Origin of the sequence: Bacteroides caecigallinarum, assembly GCF_016902295.1 — a bacterium.
Taxonomy (GTDB): domain Bacteria; phylum Bacteroidota; class Bacteroidia; order Bacteroidales; family Bacteroidaceae; genus Phocaeicola; species Phocaeicola caecigallinarum_A.
The window spans coordinates 1-18,913 of sequence record NZ_JACJLQ010000047.1 but is presented as its reverse complement, the minus strand read 5'-3'; the positions used below and the strand labels follow the sequence as shown (position 1 = coordinate 18,913).

Annotated in this window: 18 protein-coding genes; 14 read left to right on the top strand and 4 right to left on the bottom strand. The window is 41.5% G+C overall.

Annotation, left to right across the window (positions count from 1 at the left end; genetic code table 11):
• Positions 1–188 precede the first annotated feature (188 nt).
• From H6A27_RS12700 to H6A27_RS12670, 7 genes are all read left to right on the top strand, one after another.
• Positions 189–1,211: a sugar kinase gene (locus H6A27_RS12700; RefSeq protein WP_204508929.1), complete on the top strand. Its 1,023-nt coding sequence runs from the start codon at positions 189–191 to the stop codon at positions 1,209–1,211.
• A 30-nt stretch (positions 1,212–1,241) separates the two neighbouring features.
• Positions 1,242–1,913, top strand: a complete 672-nt coding sequence (locus tag H6A27_RS12695; RefSeq protein ID WP_204508928.1) for a bifunctional 4-hydroxy-2-oxoglutarate aldolase/2-dehydro-3-deoxy-phosphogluconate aldolase — start codon at positions 1,242–1,244, stop codon at positions 1,911–1,913.
• 199 nt (positions 1,914–2,112) lie between these two features.
• Positions 2,113–5,598, top strand: a complete 3,486-nt coding sequence (ileS, locus tag H6A27_RS12690) for an isoleucine--tRNA ligase (RefSeq protein WP_204508927.1) — start codon at positions 2,113–2,115, stop codon at positions 5,596–5,598.
• A 71-nt stretch (positions 5,599–5,669) separates the two neighbouring features.
• A complete protein-coding gene (locus H6A27_RS12685; RefSeq protein ID WP_204508926.1) occupies positions 5,670–6,050 on the top strand; it encodes a TraR/DksA family transcriptional regulator in 381 nt (126 codons plus the stop codon).
• Positions 6,051–6,171: 121 nt separating this feature from the next.
• A complete protein-coding gene (locus tag H6A27_RS12680; protein ID WP_204401231.1) occupies positions 6,172–6,804 on the top strand; it encodes a lipoprotein signal peptidase in 633 nt (210 codons plus the stop codon).
• Between the two features lie 17 nt (positions 6,805–6,821).
• Positions 6,822–7,730, top strand: a complete 909-nt coding sequence (locus H6A27_RS12675; RefSeq protein WP_204508925.1) for a DUF4296 domain-containing protein — start codon at positions 6,822–6,824, stop codon at positions 7,728–7,730.
• A 29-nt stretch (positions 7,731–7,759) separates the two neighbouring features.
• Complete coding sequence (locus H6A27_RS12670) at positions 7,760–8,131, top strand: hypothetical protein (protein WP_204401227.1); 372 nt, start codon at positions 7,760–7,762, stop codon at positions 8,129–8,131.
• Here the strand turns inward: H6A27_RS12670 and H6A27_RS12665 are convergent.
• Positions 8,128–8,877 carry a TrmH family RNA methyltransferase gene (locus tag H6A27_RS12665; RefSeq protein ID WP_204508924.1) on the bottom strand — a complete coding sequence of 250 codons (750 nt, stop codon included), beginning with the start codon at positions 8,875–8,877 and terminating at the stop codon, positions 8,128–8,130. The genes H6A27_RS12670 and H6A27_RS12665 overlap by 4 nt on opposite strands.
• 153 nt (positions 8,878–9,030) lie before the next feature.
• On the opposite strand from H6A27_RS12665, the gene tamL reads away from it, so the two are divergent.
• The 4 genes from tamL (at position 9,031) to H6A27_RS12645 (ending at position 13,918) form a co-directional block, all read left to right on the top strand.
• Entirely contained in the window at positions 9,031–11,340 is a 2,310-nt protein-coding gene (gene tamL, locus H6A27_RS12660) for a translocation and assembly module lipoprotein TamL (protein WP_204508923.1), read from the top strand.
• 30 nt (positions 11,341–11,370) lie between these two features.
• Positions 11,371–11,613 carry a DUF6965 family protein gene (locus H6A27_RS12655; protein WP_204401221.1) on the top strand — a complete coding sequence of 81 codons (243 nt, stop codon included), beginning with the start codon at positions 11,371–11,373 and terminating at the stop codon, positions 11,611–11,613.
• Between the two features lie 65 nt (positions 11,614–11,678).
• On the top strand, positions 11,679–13,442 hold the full coding sequence (gene aspS / locus H6A27_RS12650) for an aspartate--tRNA ligase (RefSeq protein ID WP_204508922.1): 1,764 nt from the start codon (positions 11,679–11,681) through the stop codon (positions 13,440–13,442).
• Positions 13,443–13,528: 86 nt separating this feature from the next.
• Positions 13,529–13,918 carry a GtrA family protein gene (locus tag H6A27_RS12645; RefSeq protein ID WP_204401217.1) on the top strand — a complete coding sequence of 130 codons (390 nt, stop codon included), beginning with the start codon at positions 13,529–13,531 and terminating at the stop codon, positions 13,916–13,918.
• A gap of 14 nt (positions 13,919–13,932) precedes the next feature.
• On the opposite strand, the gene H6A27_RS12640 is transcribed toward H6A27_RS12645, so the two are convergent.
• The 3 genes from H6A27_RS12640 to H6A27_RS12630 all read right to left on the bottom strand — a co-directional run bounded on the left by H6A27_RS12640 (position 13,933) and on the right by H6A27_RS12630 (position 16,366).
• The gene (locus H6A27_RS12640) at positions 13,933–14,361 is read right to left on the bottom strand and encodes an amino acid-binding protein (RefSeq protein ID WP_204401215.1); all 429 of its coding nucleotides are present in this window, start codon (positions 14,359–14,361) and stop codon (positions 13,933–13,935) included.
• Between the two features lie 11 nt (positions 14,362–14,372).
• On the bottom strand, positions 14,373–15,686 hold the full coding sequence (locus H6A27_RS12635; protein WP_204401213.1) for a phenylacetate--CoA ligase family protein: 1,314 nt from the start codon (positions 15,684–15,686) through the stop codon (positions 14,373–14,375).
• A 167-nt stretch (positions 15,687–15,853) separates the two neighbouring features.
• Positions 15,854–16,366, bottom strand: a complete 513-nt coding sequence (locus tag H6A27_RS12630) for a UpxY family transcription antiterminator (protein ID WP_204401211.1) — start codon at positions 16,364–16,366, stop codon at positions 15,854–15,856.
• A 273-nt stretch (positions 16,367–16,639) separates the two neighbouring features.
• Between H6A27_RS12630 and H6A27_RS12625 the strand changes: the two genes are divergently transcribed.
• The 3 genes from H6A27_RS12625 to H6A27_RS12615 all read left to right on the top strand — a co-directional run.
• Positions 16,640–17,215, top strand: coding sequence for a bifunctional nuclease family protein (locus H6A27_RS12625; RefSeq protein ID WP_204401209.1), 576 nt, complete (start codon positions 16,640–16,642; stop codon positions 17,213–17,215).
• A gap of 215 nt (positions 17,216–17,430) precedes the next feature.
• On the top strand, positions 17,431–18,150 hold the full coding sequence (locus H6A27_RS12620) for a TIGR02757 family protein (protein WP_204508921.1): 720 nt from the start codon (positions 17,431–17,433) through the stop codon (positions 18,148–18,150).
• 243 nt (positions 18,151–18,393) lie between these two features.
• Positions 18,394–18,913, top strand: a 520-nt coding sequence (locus H6A27_RS12615) for an AAA family ATPase (protein ID WP_204508920.1), incomplete at its 3' end; no start/stop codon positions are given.

Genomic DNA, 18,913 nt, shown 5'->3' with positions numbered 1-18,913 from the left:
AATTATAGGGAAGATTAGCGCACTTACAATCCTACAATACATCAACTATAAAAACAACAAACCCATTGGCAAAGTTAAATATGCGCTAATTTAATTCCGCCAACGGGTAATATTAATAATTTATGCTGAATATAAAAATATTTTAGATCACTTACTTAATAAATCTATTTTAATAAAAATATTTTGTTATGGCAAAAATTGTTACACTTGGAGAAATTATGTTGAGATTATCCACTCCGGGTAATACTCGTTTCGTTCAGTCTGATTCTTTCGATGTAGTTTATGGTGGTGGCGAGGCTAATGTAGCTGTAAGCTGTGCCAACTACGGACACGACGCTTATTTCGTGACTAAGCTTCCTAAGCATGAAATCGGACAGTCTGCTGTAAACGCACTTCGCAAATATGGTGTAAAGACTGATTACATTACCCGTGGTGGCGACCGTGTAGGTATCTACTATCTTGAAACCGGTGCTTCCATGCGTCCAAGTAAGGTTATATACGACCGTGCTCATTCTGCTATTGCTGAAGCTGACCCATGTGATTTCGACTTCGATGCTATCATGGAAGGTGCTGACTGGTTCCACTGGTCTGGTATCACTCCTGCTATCTCTGACAAGGCTGCCGAACTTACAAAACTTGCTTGCGAGGCTGCTAAACGTCACGGTGTAACAGTTTCTGTTGACCTAAATTTCCGTAAAAAACTTTGGACTAAGGAAAAAGCTCAGTCTATCATGCGTCCTTTGATGCAGTTTGTCGATGTATGCATCGGTAACGAGGAAGATGCAGAACTTTGTCTCGGATTTAAACCGGACGCTGACGTTGAAGGCGGTAAGACAGATGCTGATGGCTACAAAGGTATCTTTACAGCTATGGCTAAGGAATTCGGATTCAAATATGTAATCTCTACTCTCCGCGAATCATTCTCTGCAACTCACAACGGCTGGAAAGCAATGATTTACAATGGCGAAGAGTTCTATACTTCAAAACGTTACGACATCGATCCTATCATCGACCGTGTTGGTGGTGGTGACTCATTCTCTGGTGGTATTATCCACGGATTGCTTACTAAACCTAACCAGGGTGCGGCTCTTGAATTTGCGGTTGCGGCTTCTGCCTTGAAGCATACTATCAACGGCGACTTCAACCTTGTTTCTGCTGAAGAAGTTGAAGCTCTTGCAGGTGGTGACGCAAGCGGTCGTGTACAGCGTTAATAGTCTAATCATTTAAAAAGAAAATTCAAAATGGCAAAATTCGATAAAGTTGCGGTATTGAACAAGATTGGTTCTACCGGTATGGTTCCTGTGTTCTATCACAAGGATGTAGAAGTGGCAAAGAAAGTAGTAAAGGCATGTTATGACGGTGGTGTTCGTGCTTTCGAGTTTACAAACCGTGGTGACTTTGCTCACGAAGTATTCGCTGAAGTTGTGAAATTCGCTGCTAAGGAATGTCCTGAAATGGCAATGGGTGTAGGTTCAGTAGTTGATCCTGCTACAGCGGCTCTTTATATTCAGCTTGGTGCCTGCTTCGTTGTAGGCCCATTGTTCAACCCTGAAATTGCTAAGATATGTAACCGTCGTCTTGTAGCTTACACTCCAGGTTGCGGTACTGTTTCTGAAGTAGGTTTCGCTCAGGAACTTGGCTGCGACTTGTGTAAGGTATTCCCTGGCGATGTTTACGGTCCTAACTTTGTTAAGGGCATGATGGCTCCAATGCCATGGTCTAAGATTATGGTTACAGGTGGTGTGGAACCATCTAAAGAAAACCTTACCGCATGGGTTAAGGCTGGCGTATTTTGCGTAGGTATGGGCTCTAAACTCTTCCCTAAAGACAAAGTCGCTGCAGAAGATTGGGCTTACGTTACAGACAAGTGTGCTGAAGCTTTGGGCTATATTGCTGAAGCAAGAAATAAATAATAAAAGGTTATAAAAGGTGTATTTATAAAGCATCGGTGTACCTGTGATTTCGGCAGGTATGCCGGTGCTTTTTTTATTTGAAAATCTTAAACTTAGTAAGTTTTCTTTTAATTCTCTATTTTTTCTTATAAATTTGCAGCCTAAATTTAGGGAGGCTATATGCCAAAATATAAGATAATTAGATAAACGACATAAAACTATGAGTAGTAAATTTACTGAATATTCTCAGCTCAACCTCTCTGATGTGAACAAAGAGGTGCTGAAGAAATGGGATGAGAACGATGTATTCTCAAAGAGTATGACTGAACGTGAAGGTTATCCTTCGTATGTATTCTATGAAGGTCCTCCTTCGGCTAACGGTATGCCTGGTATTCACCACGTTATGGCCCGTACAATAAAGGATACGTTCTGTCGTTTCAAAACCATGAAAGGATTTCAGGTAAAGCGTAAGGCTGGATGGGATACTCACGGACTTCCTGTTGAGCTTGGAGTGGAAAAGGCTCTTGGAATCACTAAGGAGGATATCGGTAAGACTATCTCTGTGGCAGAATATAATCATCATTGCCGTACTGACGTCATGAAATTTACTAAGGAATGGACTGACCTGACTCACAAGATGGGTTACTGGGTGGACCTTGAAAATCCTTATATCACATACGACAACCGTTACATCGAAACCTTGTGGTGGCTCCTGAAACAGCTTTACGGAAAAGGTTTGCTTTATAAAGGTTATACTATCCAGCCATATTCTCCTGCTGCAGGTACAGGACTTAGCTCACACGAGCTTAACCAGCCTGGTTGCTACCGTGACGTGAAGGATACAACTGTCGTAGGACAGTTCAAGATGAAGAACCCAAAACCTGAGATGGCCCAGTGGGGTACTCCTTACTTCATTGCATGGACTACTACTCCTTGGACATTGCCTTCAAACACAGCTCTTTGCGTTGGTCCGAAGATTGACTACGTGGCTGTTCAGACTTACAACGGTTATACAGGCGAGAAGATGACTGTAGTTCTGGCAAAGGCTCTTCTTTACACTCATTTCAACAAAAAAGCAGAAGAAATAGCTCTTGAAGACTATAAGCCGGGCGACAAACTTATACCGTTCAAGGTGGTAGGCGAGTACAAAGGTACTGACCTTGTTGGTATGGAATATGAACAGCTTATCCCATGGGTTAAGCCTGTTGAGGCTACATCTGATGGATGGGTTGAGGCTTCTGCCAAGGCATTCCGCGTAATCCCTGGTGATTATGTAACAACTGAAGACGGTACCGGTATCGTACATATCGCTCCTACATTCGGTGCTGATGACGCCAATGTGGCTCGCGCTGCAGGAATCCCTTCACTGTTCATGATTAACAAAAAAGGCGAGACTCGCCCAATGGTTGACCTGACAGGTAAGTTCTATCTGTTGGACGAACTTGATGAAACTTTCGTTAAGGAATGTGTGAATGTAGATGCTTATAAAGAATATCAGGGACGTTGGGTTAAGAATGCATACGACCCTCAGTTCACTGTTGACGGCAAGTATGATGAAAAGGCCGCTCAGGCTGCCGAATCGCTTGACATCTATATCTGCATGATGATGAAGCAGAACAATCAGGCATTCAAGATTGAAAAGCATGTACACAACTATCCTCACTGCTGGCGTACAGACAAACCGGTGCTTTACTATCCGTTGGACAGTTGGTTCATCCGTTCTACTGCAGCCAAGGACCGCATGATAGAACTGAACAAAACTATCAACTGGAAACCGGAATCTACAGGTACAGGACGTTTCGGCAAATGGCTTGAAAACCTGAATGACTGGAACTTGAGCCGTTCGCGCTATTGGGGTACTCCGCTTCCTATCTGGCGTAACGACGAAGGCGAAGAATTGTGTATCGGCTCTGTAGAAGAACTTTATAATGAGATCGAAAAGTCTGTAGCTGCTGGCTTCATGACAGAAAATCCATATAAGAAGCTTGGTTTCGTTCCAGGACAGTACAGCAAGGAAAACTACGATAAGATAGATTTGCACCGTCCTTACGTTGACGACATCATTCTTGTTTCTGAAAGCGGCAAGCCTATGAAACGTGAGTCAGACCTTATCGACGTTTGGTTCGATTCGGGTGCTATGCCATACGCACAGCTTCACTATCCGTTCGAGAACAAGGAAATAGTGGACAACCGTTCTTACTATCCTGCCGATTTCATTGCCGAAGGTGTTGACCAGACTCGTGGATGGTTCTTTACTCTTCATGCAATCGCTACTATGGTGTTCGACAGTGTGGCTTACAAGAATGTAATTTCAAACGGTCTTGTGCTCGACAAGAACGGAAACAAGATGTCCAAGCGTCTTGGTAACGCAGTCGATCCGTTTGCTACAATTGAGAAGTTCGGTTCCGACCCGTTGCGCTGGTATATGATTACAAATGCCTCACCGTGGGATAACTTGAAGTTCGATACTGAAGGTGTGGACGAAGTAAGACGTAAATTCTTCGGAACGCTTTACAATACATATTCATTCTTTGCGCTTTATGCAAATGTTGACGGATTCTGCTATGCCGAGAAAGATGTTCCTATGGAAGAACGTCCTGAAATCGACAGATGGATATTGTCATTGCTCAACTCATTGATAAAGGATGTTGATGCTTGCTATAATGATTATGAACCAACCAAGGCAGGTCGTCTGATTACAGACTTCGTGAACGACAACTTGAGTAACTGGTACGTACGTCTGAACCGTAAGCGTTTCTGGGGAAGCTCAATGTCTGCAGACAAGCTTTCCGCTTATCAGACATTGTATGTATGTCTTGAGACAGTAGCAAAACTGATGGCTCCTATAGCTCCGTTCTATGCAGACCGTCTGTATATGGACCTTGTAAAAGTGACAGGACGTGACAATGTAGTTTCTGTACACCTTGCCAAGTTCCCTGTAGCAGACGAAAATCTTGTAAACAAGGAACTCGAAGCACGTATGCAGATGGCACAGGATGTCACTTCAATGGTTCTTGCGCTTCGCCGTAAGGTTAATATCAAGGTACGTCAGCCGCTGCAGTGTATCATGGTTCCTGTAGTTGACGAAGAACAGAAACGTCACATCGAAGCAGTGAAGGATTTGATTCTTAGCGAAGTGAATGTTAAGGAAATCAAGTTTGTTGAAGGCGCGTCAGGCGTATTGGTCAAGAAGGTTAAGTGTGATTTCAAGAAACTTGGTCCTAAGTTCGGTAAACAGATGAAGGCAGTTGCCGCTGCTGTAGCCGAAATGTCGCAGGAAGCAATAGCGGAACTTGAAAAGAACGGTTCATATACATTCGCTCTTGACGGAGGCGAAGCTGTAGTTGAAACCGCTGATGTTGAAATCTTCAGCGAAGATATCCCGGGATGGCTTGTTGCCAACGAAGGACGTCTTACAGTTGCTCTTGAGGTGACTATCACAGAGGAACTTAAGCGCGAAGGTATAGCACGCGAACTTGTAAATCGTATTCAGAACATCAGAAAAAGTAGCGGATTTGAAATAACTGATAAAATAAATATCACTTTATCAAGAAATTCCAATACAGATGATGCTGTAAATGAATATAATAATTATATTTGCAATCAAGTATTAGCAAACTCACTTGAACTTGCAGATGAAGTTTCCGAAGGAACAGAACTCAACTTTGACGACTTCTCCCTGTTTGTGAAAGTGGTTAAACAGTGATAAATGTTCTCATCTGCCGGGTGTTGTAACATCTGGCAGGTACTATTATTAATTTTTAAACTTAAAACACTATGGCTGAGAAAACAAGGTACTCTGACGCAGAACTCGAGGAGTTCCGTGCCATTATCATGGAAAAGCTTCAGCTCGCGGAACGCGACTATGAGAAACTTAAAAGCAGTATCATGAATGCTGATGGTAACGATACAGACGATACTTCACCTACATACAAGGTATTGGAGGAAGGTGCAAGCACTTTGTCGAAGGAAGAAACCACACGTCTGGCATCGCGACAGCTTAAGTTTATTCAGAATCTGCAGGCTGCTTTGGTACGTATAGAAAACAAAACGTATGGCGTTTGCCGTGAAACAGGCAAGCTTATACCGAAAGAACGTCTTCGTGCAGTACCTCATGCTACTTTAAGCATTGAAGCAAAACAACAAGGAAAGAAGTAATTTATTTATTTTATTTTAATTGAGAATCGAAAGTCTTTTCGGTTCTCAATTTTTTAAAACAAATTTCTGTTCCATGGTGTTTTATGTTTTTACAGATTATCAGGTATTAATAGGTATTTAAATGAACAAGATATTTTCGCAAGGGAAATTGGCCGCTTTTATTGTGGCTGTTGTACTAATTGTAGATCAGGCTATTAAGATTTGGGTGAAAACAAATATGTTCCTGCATCAGAATTACAAGATAACGGACTGGTTCTACATTTATTTTACTGAGAACAATGGTATGGCTTTCGGTTTGGAGATATTTGCAAAACTGTTTCTTACCATATTCCGTATAGCGGTGGTTATATTGATTACATGGTATATTGCCAGACTTGTACGTCAGCCTAAGAAAGTTAAGAACGGTTATATAGTATGTTTGTCATTGGTTCTTGCGGGAGCTATAGGCAATATCATTGACTGTGTGTTCTACGGTGAGATATTCAGTGAAAGTACGAGAAACCAGATAGCGAGCTTTGTACCGATAGGCGAGGGATATGCCAATTGGCTACATGGTAAAGTGGTGGATATGTTCTATTTCCCTATTATTGATACCTACTGGCCGGACTGGATGCCTTTTGTTGGTGGAGAACATTTTATATTCTTCAGCCCTATATTCAATTTTGCCGATGCTTCTATTAGTTGTGGTATCATAGCTTTGCTGATTTTCTACAGCAAATATCTCAATTCTTTATCTCACTCTGAAAAGAAATAACCAATATACATTACACGATGAATAAGTATTTACGTTTATTGTTTTTAGTAGCAGTTTTGTTGGTCGTTGCGTCTTGCGGAAAGCAGATTCCTCGTGATATTATACAGCCGTCCGATATGGAGAATTTGCTGTACGATTATCATTTGGCTCTTACTATGGGCGACGAATTAAGCTATTCTGAAAGATATAAACGTGAATCTTATAAGAATTATGTGTTCAATAAGCATGGTGTGACAGAGGCTGAATTCGACTCGTCAATGGTGTGGTACACCAGAAACGGCAAGATGCTTACAGACATATACAAGAACTTGCAGAAACGTTATGAGATGGCTGAAGAGCAGATGAAGTCGGAACTTAACAAACGAAGCGGGCAAATTTCAGTATCTCTTTCGGGTGATTCTGTCGATGTATGGTCCGACAGAAATTTGTATTGGCTTACATCGTCGCCTCTAACAAACAGGCTTATGTTCGACCTGAAAGCAGATACGACATTCCATGAAAAAGATATCCTTGTATTCGATGCTGATTATAGTTTCCTTTCATATAAGAAAAATAATGCAAAGGCTATCGTCTCAATAAATATTACATTCCGTAACGACAGTACATTAGGAATTTCTAAGGTTATTGAAAAATCAGGAAATGCGCATTTGGTATTGAAACCTGATTCTGCTTACGAATATAAAGATATTAATGGATTTGTCTATTTCAGCAATCCTGACAGTGCAGATGTGTCTGTACTTATAAATAACATCCGTCTGGTACGTTATAGAGAAGGTAGTTTTGACGGTTCGTCAAGTGCGCCTGTAGCTGCCAAACCGTCAAGTGGACAGACTGACGCTACAGATATAAATCGGGATGTGAAAACTGATGAGGTGAGAAAGTCGGATAGGATAATAAGACCTGCCGCAATAAAGAAAACCGAATAGTTCCACAGCCTGAGATAAATTATGTTTAAATGAAAAGATTTGCTTCACACAGACTTTATATTCCGCGTCTTGACTTGATGCTGGTTAATAATGTGGTGGAGATAGACAGTATTTCAAGAGAAGTACTGTCATATTATCCGTTCGTCGAAGAGATACCTTTCACAGAATGGCTTAACGGGTTAATAGTACTTTCGGCTGATGTACCTGTTCTATACAATGGTAACCAATACAATATTCATAACCCTTCAACCACTGTATTATATATAGATAGTGATAAAAAAATAAGGAGCGTTTTACCTGTAAATGCAGATAAAGCACCCCTTAAGGCTTATTATATTACATTATTCAATGTGTCCGAAATGCGTTTCCACGAAGATACAAGGGTGGTACAGCTTTTTTAAAGCTGACGTCTTCTGAATTCAGAACATACTATTGCGGTAGCCACTGCAACATTCAGTGAATCTGTGGTTTCGTTGCCTTGAGGATAGTTCGGTATCAGTATTCTCCTGTTTATAAGCTCTGATACGTCTTTGCTTATTCCGTTTCCTTCATTTCCCATTACTATGAGACCATTGCCGGACAGCTCACAGTTGTACATATTGTCTCCATCCAGAAAAGTCCCGAACACTGGAGTATTTTCGAGGCTTGAAATCAGTTTCTTGATGTCGCAATAATGCAGTTGTACTCTTGCCAGTGCTCCCATTGTGGCCTGGACTGTTTTCGGTCCGAATGCATCTACGGTCCCGTTAGAACAATATATGTGTCTTATGCCAAACCAGTCGGCTATTCTTATGATAGTTCCCAGGTTACCCGGATCCTGAACATCGTCAAGAGCCAGACATAATTCATTTCTTGGTTTGTCGAATGAAACATGATGTGCAGGCATTTCGAATACAGCCAATACGTCCTGTGGAGTTTTAAGCAGGCTGACACGCGATAAATCATCTTTTTCTACTGTGACAGTCTCTTCTGCATGTACGTTATTGGATTTAATCCATTGTTCAGTTCCTATCAGCAGCCTGCATTTGAAATGTGAAGACAAGTCTGAAACCAGTTTGTTACCTTCTGCAAGAAACACTCCGTTCTCTTTCCTGTTTTTTTTCATCTCGAGCGAACGGATAAATTTTATCTTGTTTTTACTGAGCATATTTAATTATGTGGAATGTTTTGTCGGCAAAGCTAAGAAGAATTTTTTATTATTTGTAATCTTGTGGTTTATAAAAGTATAATTTCACTTTACTATATGTAGTGTTAGTGGATTTTTTATGTACATTTGCAAATAAAATGTTTACTTGTCGGAATGGTGAAATTGGTTCGTATATACATATCTGTCATAATAGCGGCATTTTTGCTTGGAGGATGTTCCGTAAGTAAATTTATTCCTGAAGGGAAATATTTGCTTGACGAAGTTCATGTCAGCAGCGACAACAAGGAGATAAAATCATCTGAAATGTATGCGTATGTCCGCCAGAAACCTAATGCCAAATGGTTCAGTCTGGTGAAGCTTCCCATGTATATATATTGTGCCTCAGGAAAAGATTCCACAAAATGGATAAACCGTGTACTCCGGAAGATGGGCGACGCTCCAAGGATATATGATGCGGACGTGGCCGAAGAGACACGTATGCAGATACTTGGTGCGGTACAGAATGAGGGATATCTTGGCGCACAGGTTAATCTTGAGGAGAAAATCAGAAAAAATAAGATTGATACATATTATAGAATATCGTCTGGCAGGCCGTATATAATATCGAAATTAAACTATAATGTAGAGGATTATGTAATCAGAGGGTTGCTCATGAATGACTCAATACATAGCGGTCTGAAAGTCGGAATGAGATTTAATGTGAACGAACTTGAAAATGAGAGAAATAAAATTACTCAATATTTGTTGAACAGGGGATACTACCGTTTCAATAAGGACTATATCACATTCCAGGCCGATACCGTCAATGGCACATACCAGATAGATCTTACCATGAACATCGCATTAAGCGAAAGACCTGCTGATAATTCTGTAAACTCACTTCATCAGCAATATAAGATAAGAAATGTAAACTATCTTATGGATCATGATTATTCGCCGGATGGTAACTATATGGAACTTGATACTGTCTCTTACAATGGAATAAACATTCTTTATGATGAAAATTTGTTCTTGCGTCCCGGGGTTATTGATTCGCACAATAGGATTGTTCCGGGGGAATTGTATTCAAACCGTAATGTGATGTCCACTTATTCTTCATTGGCAAGACTGGGAATTCTGAAATACTCCAACATAAGGTTTGTTGAGCATTTTGAAAATGATTCAGCCTATCTTGATGCCTTCGTATCATTGTCGAGAAACAAGAACAAGATGCTTTCGTTTCAGGTAGAAGGAACAAACTCCGCAGGTGATTTGGGGGCTGCGGCTTCAATTACATATACACACCGAAATCTGTTCAAGGGTTCTGAGACTTTTACTGTGAAAGTACGTGGAGCTTACGAGGCTGTTACCGGGCTTGAAGGTTATGCAAACAATAACTATACCGAATATGGTGTAGAGAGTAGTCTGGATTTTCCTGAATTTATGTTCCCCTTTCTCAGTTCGGATTTCAAGAAAGGTGTGAATGCGAAATCGGAAGTCAGTGTGAAATACAACTGGCAAATCAGACCCGAGTTTGAACGTACACTTGCTTCGGCTGCTTGGAGTTACAGGTGGAACAGCAAAAGAAAGGCAAGCCACAGACTCGATATGCTTGACATCAACTATATTTATATGCCATACAGGTCGAACACATTTATCGAGTATCTTAATTATATGGACGAAGTCAATCCGTTGCTGAGGTATAGTTATGAAGATTTGTTTATTGTAAGGCTGGGTTATACATATACATACAACAGTGCCGGAGTGACGACACAGCAAACAGCCAAGAAAAGCTCTTATTCAATACGTTTCAATATCGAGGAGTCGGGAAACCTGATGTATGGATTTTCCAAACTCGTTCATAAAAGGCCGTCCGATGGCGAATCGTTCAGAATGGGAAATATCAGTTTTGCCCAGTACGTCAAGGCTGATTTTGATTATTCGAAGAATATAATGATTGACGACAGAAATGCCCTTGTATTCCATATAGCTACAGGAGTGGCAATACCATACGGTAATTCAAAGAGTTTGCCTTTCGAGAAACTTTATTTTTCAGGAGGTGCGAACAGTGTCAGAGGATGGAGTGTGCGTTCTTTGGGACCTGGAGGTTATAAGGGAAGTACCGGTTCTTTGGATTATGTCAACCATACAGGTGATATAAAGCTCGATTTGAATGTGGAATACAGAACCCATTTGTTCTGGAAACTGAATGGAGCCGCTTTTATCGATGCAGGTAATGTCTGGACACTGAAAGACAGATATTCCGATTCGACTGGAAAGTTTGCGTTCAACCGTTTCTATAAGGAAATAGCGGTATCCTACGGTTTGGGTATCCGTTTTGATTTGGATTTTCTTATATTGCGATTTGACGGAGGTATGAAAGCTTTTAATCCAACGGAGAGTGGAAGAGGCAGGTTCCCTTTGATTAGACCTGATTTCTCACGCGATTTTGCTTTCCATTTTGCGGTAGGTTATCCTTTCTGATGGTATTGTGAATAATTAAAACGAATAAATATGGCAAAACAACAGTCTAAAATATACACCAGCGAAGAATTAGGCGAACTTCTGGAATGGTTTAACGGGAGAGATATTCCCGAGTCTATTCAACTTGATAAGGCTACATATATTCCAAATCTGAAGGATACTTTATCAAGGCTTATTGTTCAGGCGGAGATTAACCGTGAAAATCCTAAAATGCAGGGAGCGATTTTCCTTCTTGAACGTCTAAAGGCTAAGCTGGAAGAAACTGAAAAGTGAATATAATTGCATAAATCAAAAACATGTGCTAACTTTGTCGTTCAAAAGATTAAAATACTCATAATATGTTTAGAAGTCATACTTGCGGCGAGTTGAGACTTGCCGATGCAGGCAAAAATGTAACGCTCGCCGGATGGGTGCAGCGTACACGCAAAATGGGAGGAATGACATTCGTTGACCTCCGCGACCGTTATGGTATCACCCAGTTGGTTTTCAATACCGATGTGAATGCCGACCTTTGTGAAAAAGCTAATCATCTGGGACGTGAGTTCGTTATTCAGGTAAAAGGTACCGTGAGCGAACGTTCAAGCAAAAACAATAATATTCCTACAGGTGATATCGAAATCATCGTTTCCGAGCTTAACATCCTGAATTCGGCTCAGACTCCTCCTTTCACTATCGAAGACAATACCGATGGTGGTGACGACCTTCGTATGAAGTACCGTTACCTTGACCTTCGTCGTACTGCAGTACGCAAGAACCTGGAATTGCGTCACCGCATGACAATGGAAGTACGCCGCTACCTTGACAGCAAGGGATTCCTCGAAGTGGAAACTCCTATGCTTATCGGTTCTACTCCGGAAGGTGCCCGCGACTTTGTCGTTCCGTCACGTATGAACCCGGGACAGTTCTATGCGCTTCCGCAGTCACCTCAGACACTGAAGCAGCTGTTGATGGTTTCAGGTTTCGACCGTTATTTCCAGATTGTGAAATGTTTCCGCGACGAAGACCTTCGTGCCGACCGTCAGCCTGAGTTCACTCAGATAGACTGCGAGATGAGTTTTGTTGAGCAGGAAGACATCATCAATATGTTCGAGGGAATGGCTAAACATCTGTTCAAGGAACTACGCGGTGTTGAGCTTACTGAACCGTTTATCCGCATGCCATGGGCAGATGCAATGAAATACTACGGTAGCGACAAACCTGATTTGCGTTTCGGAATGAAATTCGTCGAGCTGATGGACATCCTGAAAGGCTACGGCTTCTCTGTATTCGACAATGCTGCATACATTGGCGGTATCTGTGCCGAAGGTGCGGCTACATATACACGCAAGCAGCTTGACCAGTTGACAGAATTCGTTAAACGTCCACAGATTGGTGCGAAAGGTATGGTATATGCCCGTGTTGAGGCTGACGGCAACGTGAAGTCAAGCGTTGACAAGTTCTATTCACAGGAAGTATTGCAGAAGATGAAAGAAGCTTTCGGCGCAAAACCTGGTGACCTCATTCTTATCCTCAGTGGTGACGACGTGATGAAGACCCGCAAGCAGCTTTGCGAACTCCGTCTTGAGATGGGTAACCAGTTGGGATTGCGTGATAAGAATAAATTTGCTTGCCTTTGGGTCGTTGATTTCCCTATGTTCGAATGGAGCGAGGAAGAAGGCCGTCTGATGGCTATGCACCACCCATTCACTCATCCTAAGGATGAAGACATTGCGCTTCTTGACACCGACCCGGCAGCCGTTCGTGCTGATGCTTACGATATGGTAATCAATGGTGTCGAAGTAGGAGGTGGTTCTATCCGTATCCACGACTCACAGCTTCAGGCAAAGATGTTCGAGATACTTGGTTTCACTCCTGAGAAGGCACAGGAACAGTTCGGCTTCCTTATGAACGCGTTCAAGTTCGGTGCGCCTCCTCACGGTGGTCTTGCTTACGGTCTTGACCGTTGGGTATCACTCTTTGCCGGTCTGGATTCAATCCGCGACTGTATTGCGTTCCCTAAGAACAACTCAGGAAGAGACGTTATGCTTGATGCTCCGGGCTATCTTGACCAGAAGCAGCTTGACGAGCTTAACCTTATAGTTGATATCAAGGAAAAGAACTGATAATACTTTTGTAAATATAATCAGGCACGGATATAGGTGTGTTTCGGCTATACCTGTTTCCGTGCCATATTTTTGTTTTTTTGTAGATGAAAGAAACGGTACGCATCATAAGGTTTATCATAGTAGGAACCCTGAATGCCATTATAGCGGCATTGGTGGTATGGATTCTTATGCACTTGTGTGGCCTGGATTATCTGATAGCTAATATATCTGCATACACGGCAGCCCAGATAAACAATTTCCTATGGTGCAAGTACTGGATATTTCCTCTTGATAAAGAGACAAAAAAGAACAGCATCCAGCGTCAGATACTGTTCTTCCTTATAGCGTTTGCCTTGGCTTACAGCGCCCAGTTTGTGTTTCTGCTTATATTGGTAGAATTACTTCATTTCAATGAATATCTTGCCCAGTTCCTCGGGCTGTTCGTTTATGGCGCCGTAAATTTCATAAGCAACAAGATGATTACTTTCAAATAAGATATTTCGGGCTTTTATGCCATATTGTACAAGTCCTTGTCTTCCAGATAACTCATGTTGTTCTTGGTTATTACTTCCCTTGTCTTTTCTGAGTCGTCAGTACGGAACACAAGAATACCTTTTCCTGAAAGCAGGAAAGAATACAGATAAGATATTCCTATACCCGCATCCGAGAAACTCTTTATAGCGTCGGCCGCTCTTCCCGGATAATTGTCGAGTGTGATGGCAAAAACCTCGGATACATTGGCCGAGATTCCTGCCTTGTTCAGTGTTTTGAACGCTCTTTCCGGATCGGAGCATATAATTCTGTAAATACCGTATTCCACAGTGTCCGAAATAGTAGAAGCGATGAGTTGTATTTCGGCTTCTTTCAGTAGTTCAAGAACTCTGAGCAATGTTCCTGATTTATTTTCTACAAATACTGATAGTTGGTGTACTGTCATGGTTTATGTCTTTAAATTAATGTTTTACGCAAATCTTTAACTCTCACGGCTTTTCCTTCCTGCTTAGGCAGGCTTCCCTTAGGTACAAGTCTTACTGTAGGTGTTATCAGAATCTCATCCTTCAGCTGACGTGTAATTTCCTTTGTAAGTTTCTGTAATGAGCCGAAATCGTCGGTAAATTCATTCAGTTCCACTTCTACGGTCATTTCGTCGTTCGCTTCAAGATTGGTCAGTGTTATCAGATAATCAGAGCCAAGTTCCTTGAACTGCATAAGGATTGTTTCTATCTGTATCGGGAATATATTGACACCTTTCAGGATAATCATGTCGTCGCTTCTTCCTTTCATGCGGTCTAAACGTTTGTGGTGGCGTCCGCATTTACATTCTCCTGGAAGTATTCTTGTCAGGTCTCTTGTCCTGTATCTCAACAGCGGCATTGCCTCGCGGTTTATTGTGGTAAGCACAAGTTCGCCCACTTCTCCGTCAGGCACAGGTTCCAGTGTTTCCGGATCGACTATTTCTACTATGTAATAGTCCTCCCATATATGCAGCCCGTTCTGTTCCGTACATTCGAAAGCCACTCCCGGGCCACACATTTCCGACATTCCGAACGAGTTGTAAGCCTTCACTCCAAGCATTTTCTCTATTCTCTTTCTTTGCTCTTCCGAATGAGGTTCCGCACCGATAATCAGTGTTCTTAATTTAGTATCCTTTACGGGGTCAATTCCCATTTCTTCCATTACCTCGTACAGTCGTCCTGCATAGCTTGGTATGGCGTGCAGTGCCGTTGTACCGAAATCGGTAATGAATTTTATCTGTCTTTTGGTGTTTCCTGCGGCAGCAGGTACGGTGAGCATACCTAATCTCTCTGCTCCATATTGGAATCCGAGTCCGCCTGTGAACATACCGTATCCCGACGAGTTCTGGAATATGTCGCCGGCTCTCAGTCCTACCATGTGCAAACATCTCGCTACGGCGTTAGCCCATTCGTCAAGGTCTTTTTGTGTGTGGAGTATTACAGTAGGTGTTCCGGTTGTACCGCTTGAAGAATGCAGTCTCACCACTTCCTTGAGAGGTACCGCCGCGAGTCCGTAAGGATAATTGTCGCGCAAGTCCTGTTTTGTTGTAAATGGTATTTTTCTGAGGTCTTCAAGAGATTTTATATCTTCGGGTTTCAGATTGTATTCTTCGAATCTTTTCTTATAGAAAGGGGAGTTCATGCAGTGTCTTACGGTTTTTTGCAGTCTTTCCAGTTGCAACCTCTCTATTTCCTCCCTCGTCATTGTTTCCATCTCCGGATGGAGATATTTGCAGTCGTTTCCCATTATAATAATTATTTGTAAGGTTATTTATCCACATCGGTGTGTTTTTCCGAAATGTTATATTAAAAGTAGTTTGGCTGCAAAATTAGAAAAAATCATTAAAACGGCAAGAAAAAATTTCATTTTTGCTGTTTTAATGATTTAGCGATGTCAATATGTTTTGTCTTTTGTTAGTTTTCTATCTTTTTTAAGTATCCTGCCGGCATTTCCACCATAGCGCATCCTAACATGTTTAGTCTTACTGAAACCTGGCTTTTCCCTTCTATGTCAATCAATTCCCCTTTCAATCCACACAGAGGACCTTTTATTACTTCAACTTTCTCTCCCGGTTTTAAAGGTTCACTCGTAAATCGTACAGCATTTTCAGAATAGTCAAGCATAAACATAAACCGTTCCATTTCCTCGTCTCTTATTATAGCCGGTTTATGAGTGGCTCTGTCTATCATGGTTCCGTTTATCGACGGTATGGATTTCAGGATTTCTATTCTGGTCTTTTCGTCAGTGTTTATAAATATCATCATAGGTATAATTACCTCTTTTACTTTTTTCTTTCTGTCGCTCCACTGTTTTATTCTTTCCTGTAAAGGCAGAAAATTTTTTATACCCATGTTATAAAGTTTTTCAGCTGTCTTCTTTTCGTGGTGCATTTTTACATACATCGCATACCAGTGATTATTTTTCATATACTAAACTATCTTTATAAATGGTTTGTCATTTTAAACGCCGTTTATGGCCATATTGTTTTGTGTTATGGTATATAATTTTCATACAAATGTATAAATAAAAATCAATACTGTATTTTATATGTGTAAACTTTCTTGTTCCATTTCCAACAATATTGCGGTGATTATGGTATAAGGTATTTTTTTTTTATTAATTTTGTTCTATCCAAGTTCAGCTGATTTTGAAAAACTGACAGTTGAACAGATTTATTTAGTTATATAAGGAGTTAGTATATGAATGAAGTTGAGGTTCGCATAATCGGAGTGTCAGACTTGTTAAGGCCTTCCACATCTCATGCGCTGATATTGGAAGAAATGTTTGGATACGAAGTAAAGAGACGTTTAGCCTTGATTATTGGTGCCCGCGAAGCCGCTGATATCAGATTATGCATGCATAAATATGATACGTCACGTCCTTTGACCTTTGATTTGATTAATTCAATAATTACAGAATCCGGTTTACTGGTGGAGAAGGCTGTAATCTATGATGTGAGTGACGGCATTTTCAGTTCCTATATATATTTTATCCGTCCTGACGGAAGTCAGTTTAAGGTAGATTCGCGTACGACTGATGCTTTTGCCATGTCGTTGAAGATGGGATTTCCGGTATATGTTCTTGAGGACCTGTTGGAAAGGGAAAAGATACGTATAATCAGTGCGGACGGTGCCGGATTCAGTATGCCTATCAATTCTGTTGGTACAGATATGCTTAAGATGGATCTTGAAGCCGCTATAAATAATGAAGATTATGAGAGGGCGGCAATGCTTAGGGATGAAATATCTCGTAGAAAAGAGAATGAGAAATGTTAACTTATGTATTATATTACGTTTAAAAAGATGGTTATAATAAAATAAAGTTAATTTCGTAGATTTTCTTTCAGGATTTATATGTTACATAACATAAACTCCGTATATTTGCACTGTGTTTTTCATGGTATTAGATTTAAGGTTAATGAAGATTGGGAGTCTGGGAAGATTCCCTTTTTTTTTGCCTTGCCTTTTTATTGGAAAAAAACAGAATAATTATGGAAACAGAAACTATAAAACTATTGAAAGAGTGGGCTGCCACTTACCATTGCGCATCGTTCATTCCTGACGATCCAGTACAGTTCCCCCACAGATATACCGAACAGCGTAATATAGAGATTTCAGGTCTGCTTACGGCTGTCCTGAGTTTCGGCAACCGCAAGATGATACTCCGCAAGGCGGATGAGCTGGATGCAATTATGGGACATTCGCCTCTTGAATATATACTCTCCGGAAAATGGAGAGATGATTTCCGTGCCGACGACAAGAGCAGTTTCTACAGGATGGTTTCGCATTCCGACTTCCGTTTCTATCTTGAAAAACTTTATTCCGTATATTCCGAAGGAAAGACTTTGGAAGACAGGCTATTGGAATATGCCGGAACACCTATGCAGAAACTGTGCGCGTTTCTTCAGGTGTCCGACCGTTCACCTCAGAAGAAGCTCAATATGTTCCTGCGCTGGATGGTGCGTCAGGACTCTCCGGTTGATTTCGGCGTGTGGAAAAGGATGTCTGCCGCCGACCTGATTATTCCTCTTGACACCCACGTATGCCGTGTGGCTCATCTTCTCGGCCTTACGGACAAGCCCGTGTTCTCGCTCACAAACGCCAAGAGGATAACAGACGCCCTTAACGGGATATTCCCCGGCGACCCGTGTATGGGCGATTTCTCCCTCTTCGGCTATGGTGTGAACAACAAGGATACAGACGAACTGTAAATTTGCGGTTTCTCCTTTGAGTTTTTTTCTCATGCCTCCACCCGTTCTGCGGGCGCGGCGTCGCAACTGCGGATTATCTTTAATGCTGGCAAGTAACATATTTTTCATTGGAACGTATTTCCATATATAAAAACAAAAGGGCAAAAATTTCTTTTTGCCCTTTTGTTTTTATAGCTGTTTTCGTATCTTTGTTCCAAACGTGCATCGGCTTTGTCTCTAATTCTTAATTATTAATTGAATAACATGAAATACCCAATAGGAATCCAGAGTTTTGAACGTATAATCGAAGACGGTTATGTCTATATCGACAAGACCGACATGATATACAGTCTTACCCACGGGGGTAGTATTTATTTCCTCAGCCGTCCGCGGCGTTTCGGTAAAAGCCTCCTTGTCTCCACGCTTAAGAACTATTACTTGGGACATAAGGAACTGTTCAAGGGACTGAAGATAGAAAGTTTGGAGAAGGACTGGAATGTGCATCCTGTGTTTCATGTGGACTTCAATGGATCCAATTTCTTGGAGGAAGGCGTTTTGGAGAAACGCCTGTATGCTTATGTACGGGATTGGGAAAGGCTGTATGGCCTTGTTTCGGATGCTGACAGCCTTGATTTGGGAGGACGTTTTATGGAAGTCCTTCGTGTAGCCCACGAGCAGACAGGCCGTCGTGCCGTAGTCCTGATAGACGAGTATGACAAGCCTATCTTGGATGTACTTGATACTGATTACGGTCTTGAAGACCGTCACCGTAACGTCCTGAAGG

Coding starts and splice junctions, on each gene's coding strand:
- H6A27_RS12700 (WP_204508929.1), top strand. CDS start 189: ATGGCAAAAATTGTTACACTTGGAGAAATTATGTTGAGATTATCCACT.
- H6A27_RS12695 (WP_204508928.1), top strand. CDS start 1,242: ATGGCAAAATTCGATAAAGTTGCGGTATTGAACAAGATTGGTTCTACC.
- ileS (WP_204508927.1), top strand. CDS start 2,113: ATGAGTAGTAAATTTACTGAATATTCTCAGCTCAACCTCTCTGATGTG.
- H6A27_RS12685 (WP_204508926.1), top strand. CDS start 5,670: ATGGCTGAGAAAACAAGGTACTCTGACGCAGAACTCGAGGAGTTCCGT.
- H6A27_RS12680 (WP_204401231.1), top strand. CDS start 6,172: ATGAACAAGATATTTTCGCAAGGGAAATTGGCCGCTTTTATTGTGGCT.
- H6A27_RS12675 (WP_204508925.1), top strand. CDS start 6,822: ATGAATAAGTATTTACGTTTATTGTTTTTAGTAGCAGTTTTGTTGGTC.
- H6A27_RS12670 (WP_204401227.1), top strand. CDS start 7,760: ATGAAAAGATTTGCTTCACACAGACTTTATATTCCGCGTCTTGACTTG.
- H6A27_RS12665 (WP_204508924.1), bottom strand. CDS start 8,877: ATGCTCAGTAAAAACAAGATAAAATTTATCCGTTCGCTCGAGATGAAA.
- tamL (WP_204508923.1), top strand. CDS start 9,031: ATGGTGAAATTGGTTCGTATATACATATCTGTCATAATAGCGGCATTT.
- H6A27_RS12655 (WP_204401221.1), top strand. CDS start 11,371: ATGGCAAAACAACAGTCTAAAATATACACCAGCGAAGAATTAGGCGAA.
- aspS (WP_204508922.1), top strand. CDS start 11,679: ATGTTTAGAAGTCATACTTGCGGCGAGTTGAGACTTGCCGATGCAGGC.
- H6A27_RS12645 (WP_204401217.1), top strand. CDS start 13,529: ATGAAAGAAACGGTACGCATCATAAGGTTTATCATAGTAGGAACCCTG.
- H6A27_RS12640 (WP_204401215.1), bottom strand. CDS start 14,361: ATGACAGTACACCAACTATCAGTATTTGTAGAAAATAAATCAGGAACA.
- H6A27_RS12635 (WP_204401213.1), bottom strand. CDS start 15,686: ATGGGAAACGACTGCAAATATCTCCATCCGGAGATGGAAACAATGACG.
- H6A27_RS12630 (WP_204401211.1), bottom strand. CDS start 16,366: ATGAAAAATAATCACTGGTATGCGATGTATGTAAAAATGCACCACGAA.
- H6A27_RS12625 (WP_204401209.1), top strand. CDS start 16,640: ATGAATGAAGTTGAGGTTCGCATAATCGGAGTGTCAGACTTGTTAAGG.
- H6A27_RS12620 (WP_204508921.1), top strand. CDS start 17,431: ATGGAAACAGAAACTATAAAACTATTGAAAGAGTGGGCTGCCACTTAC.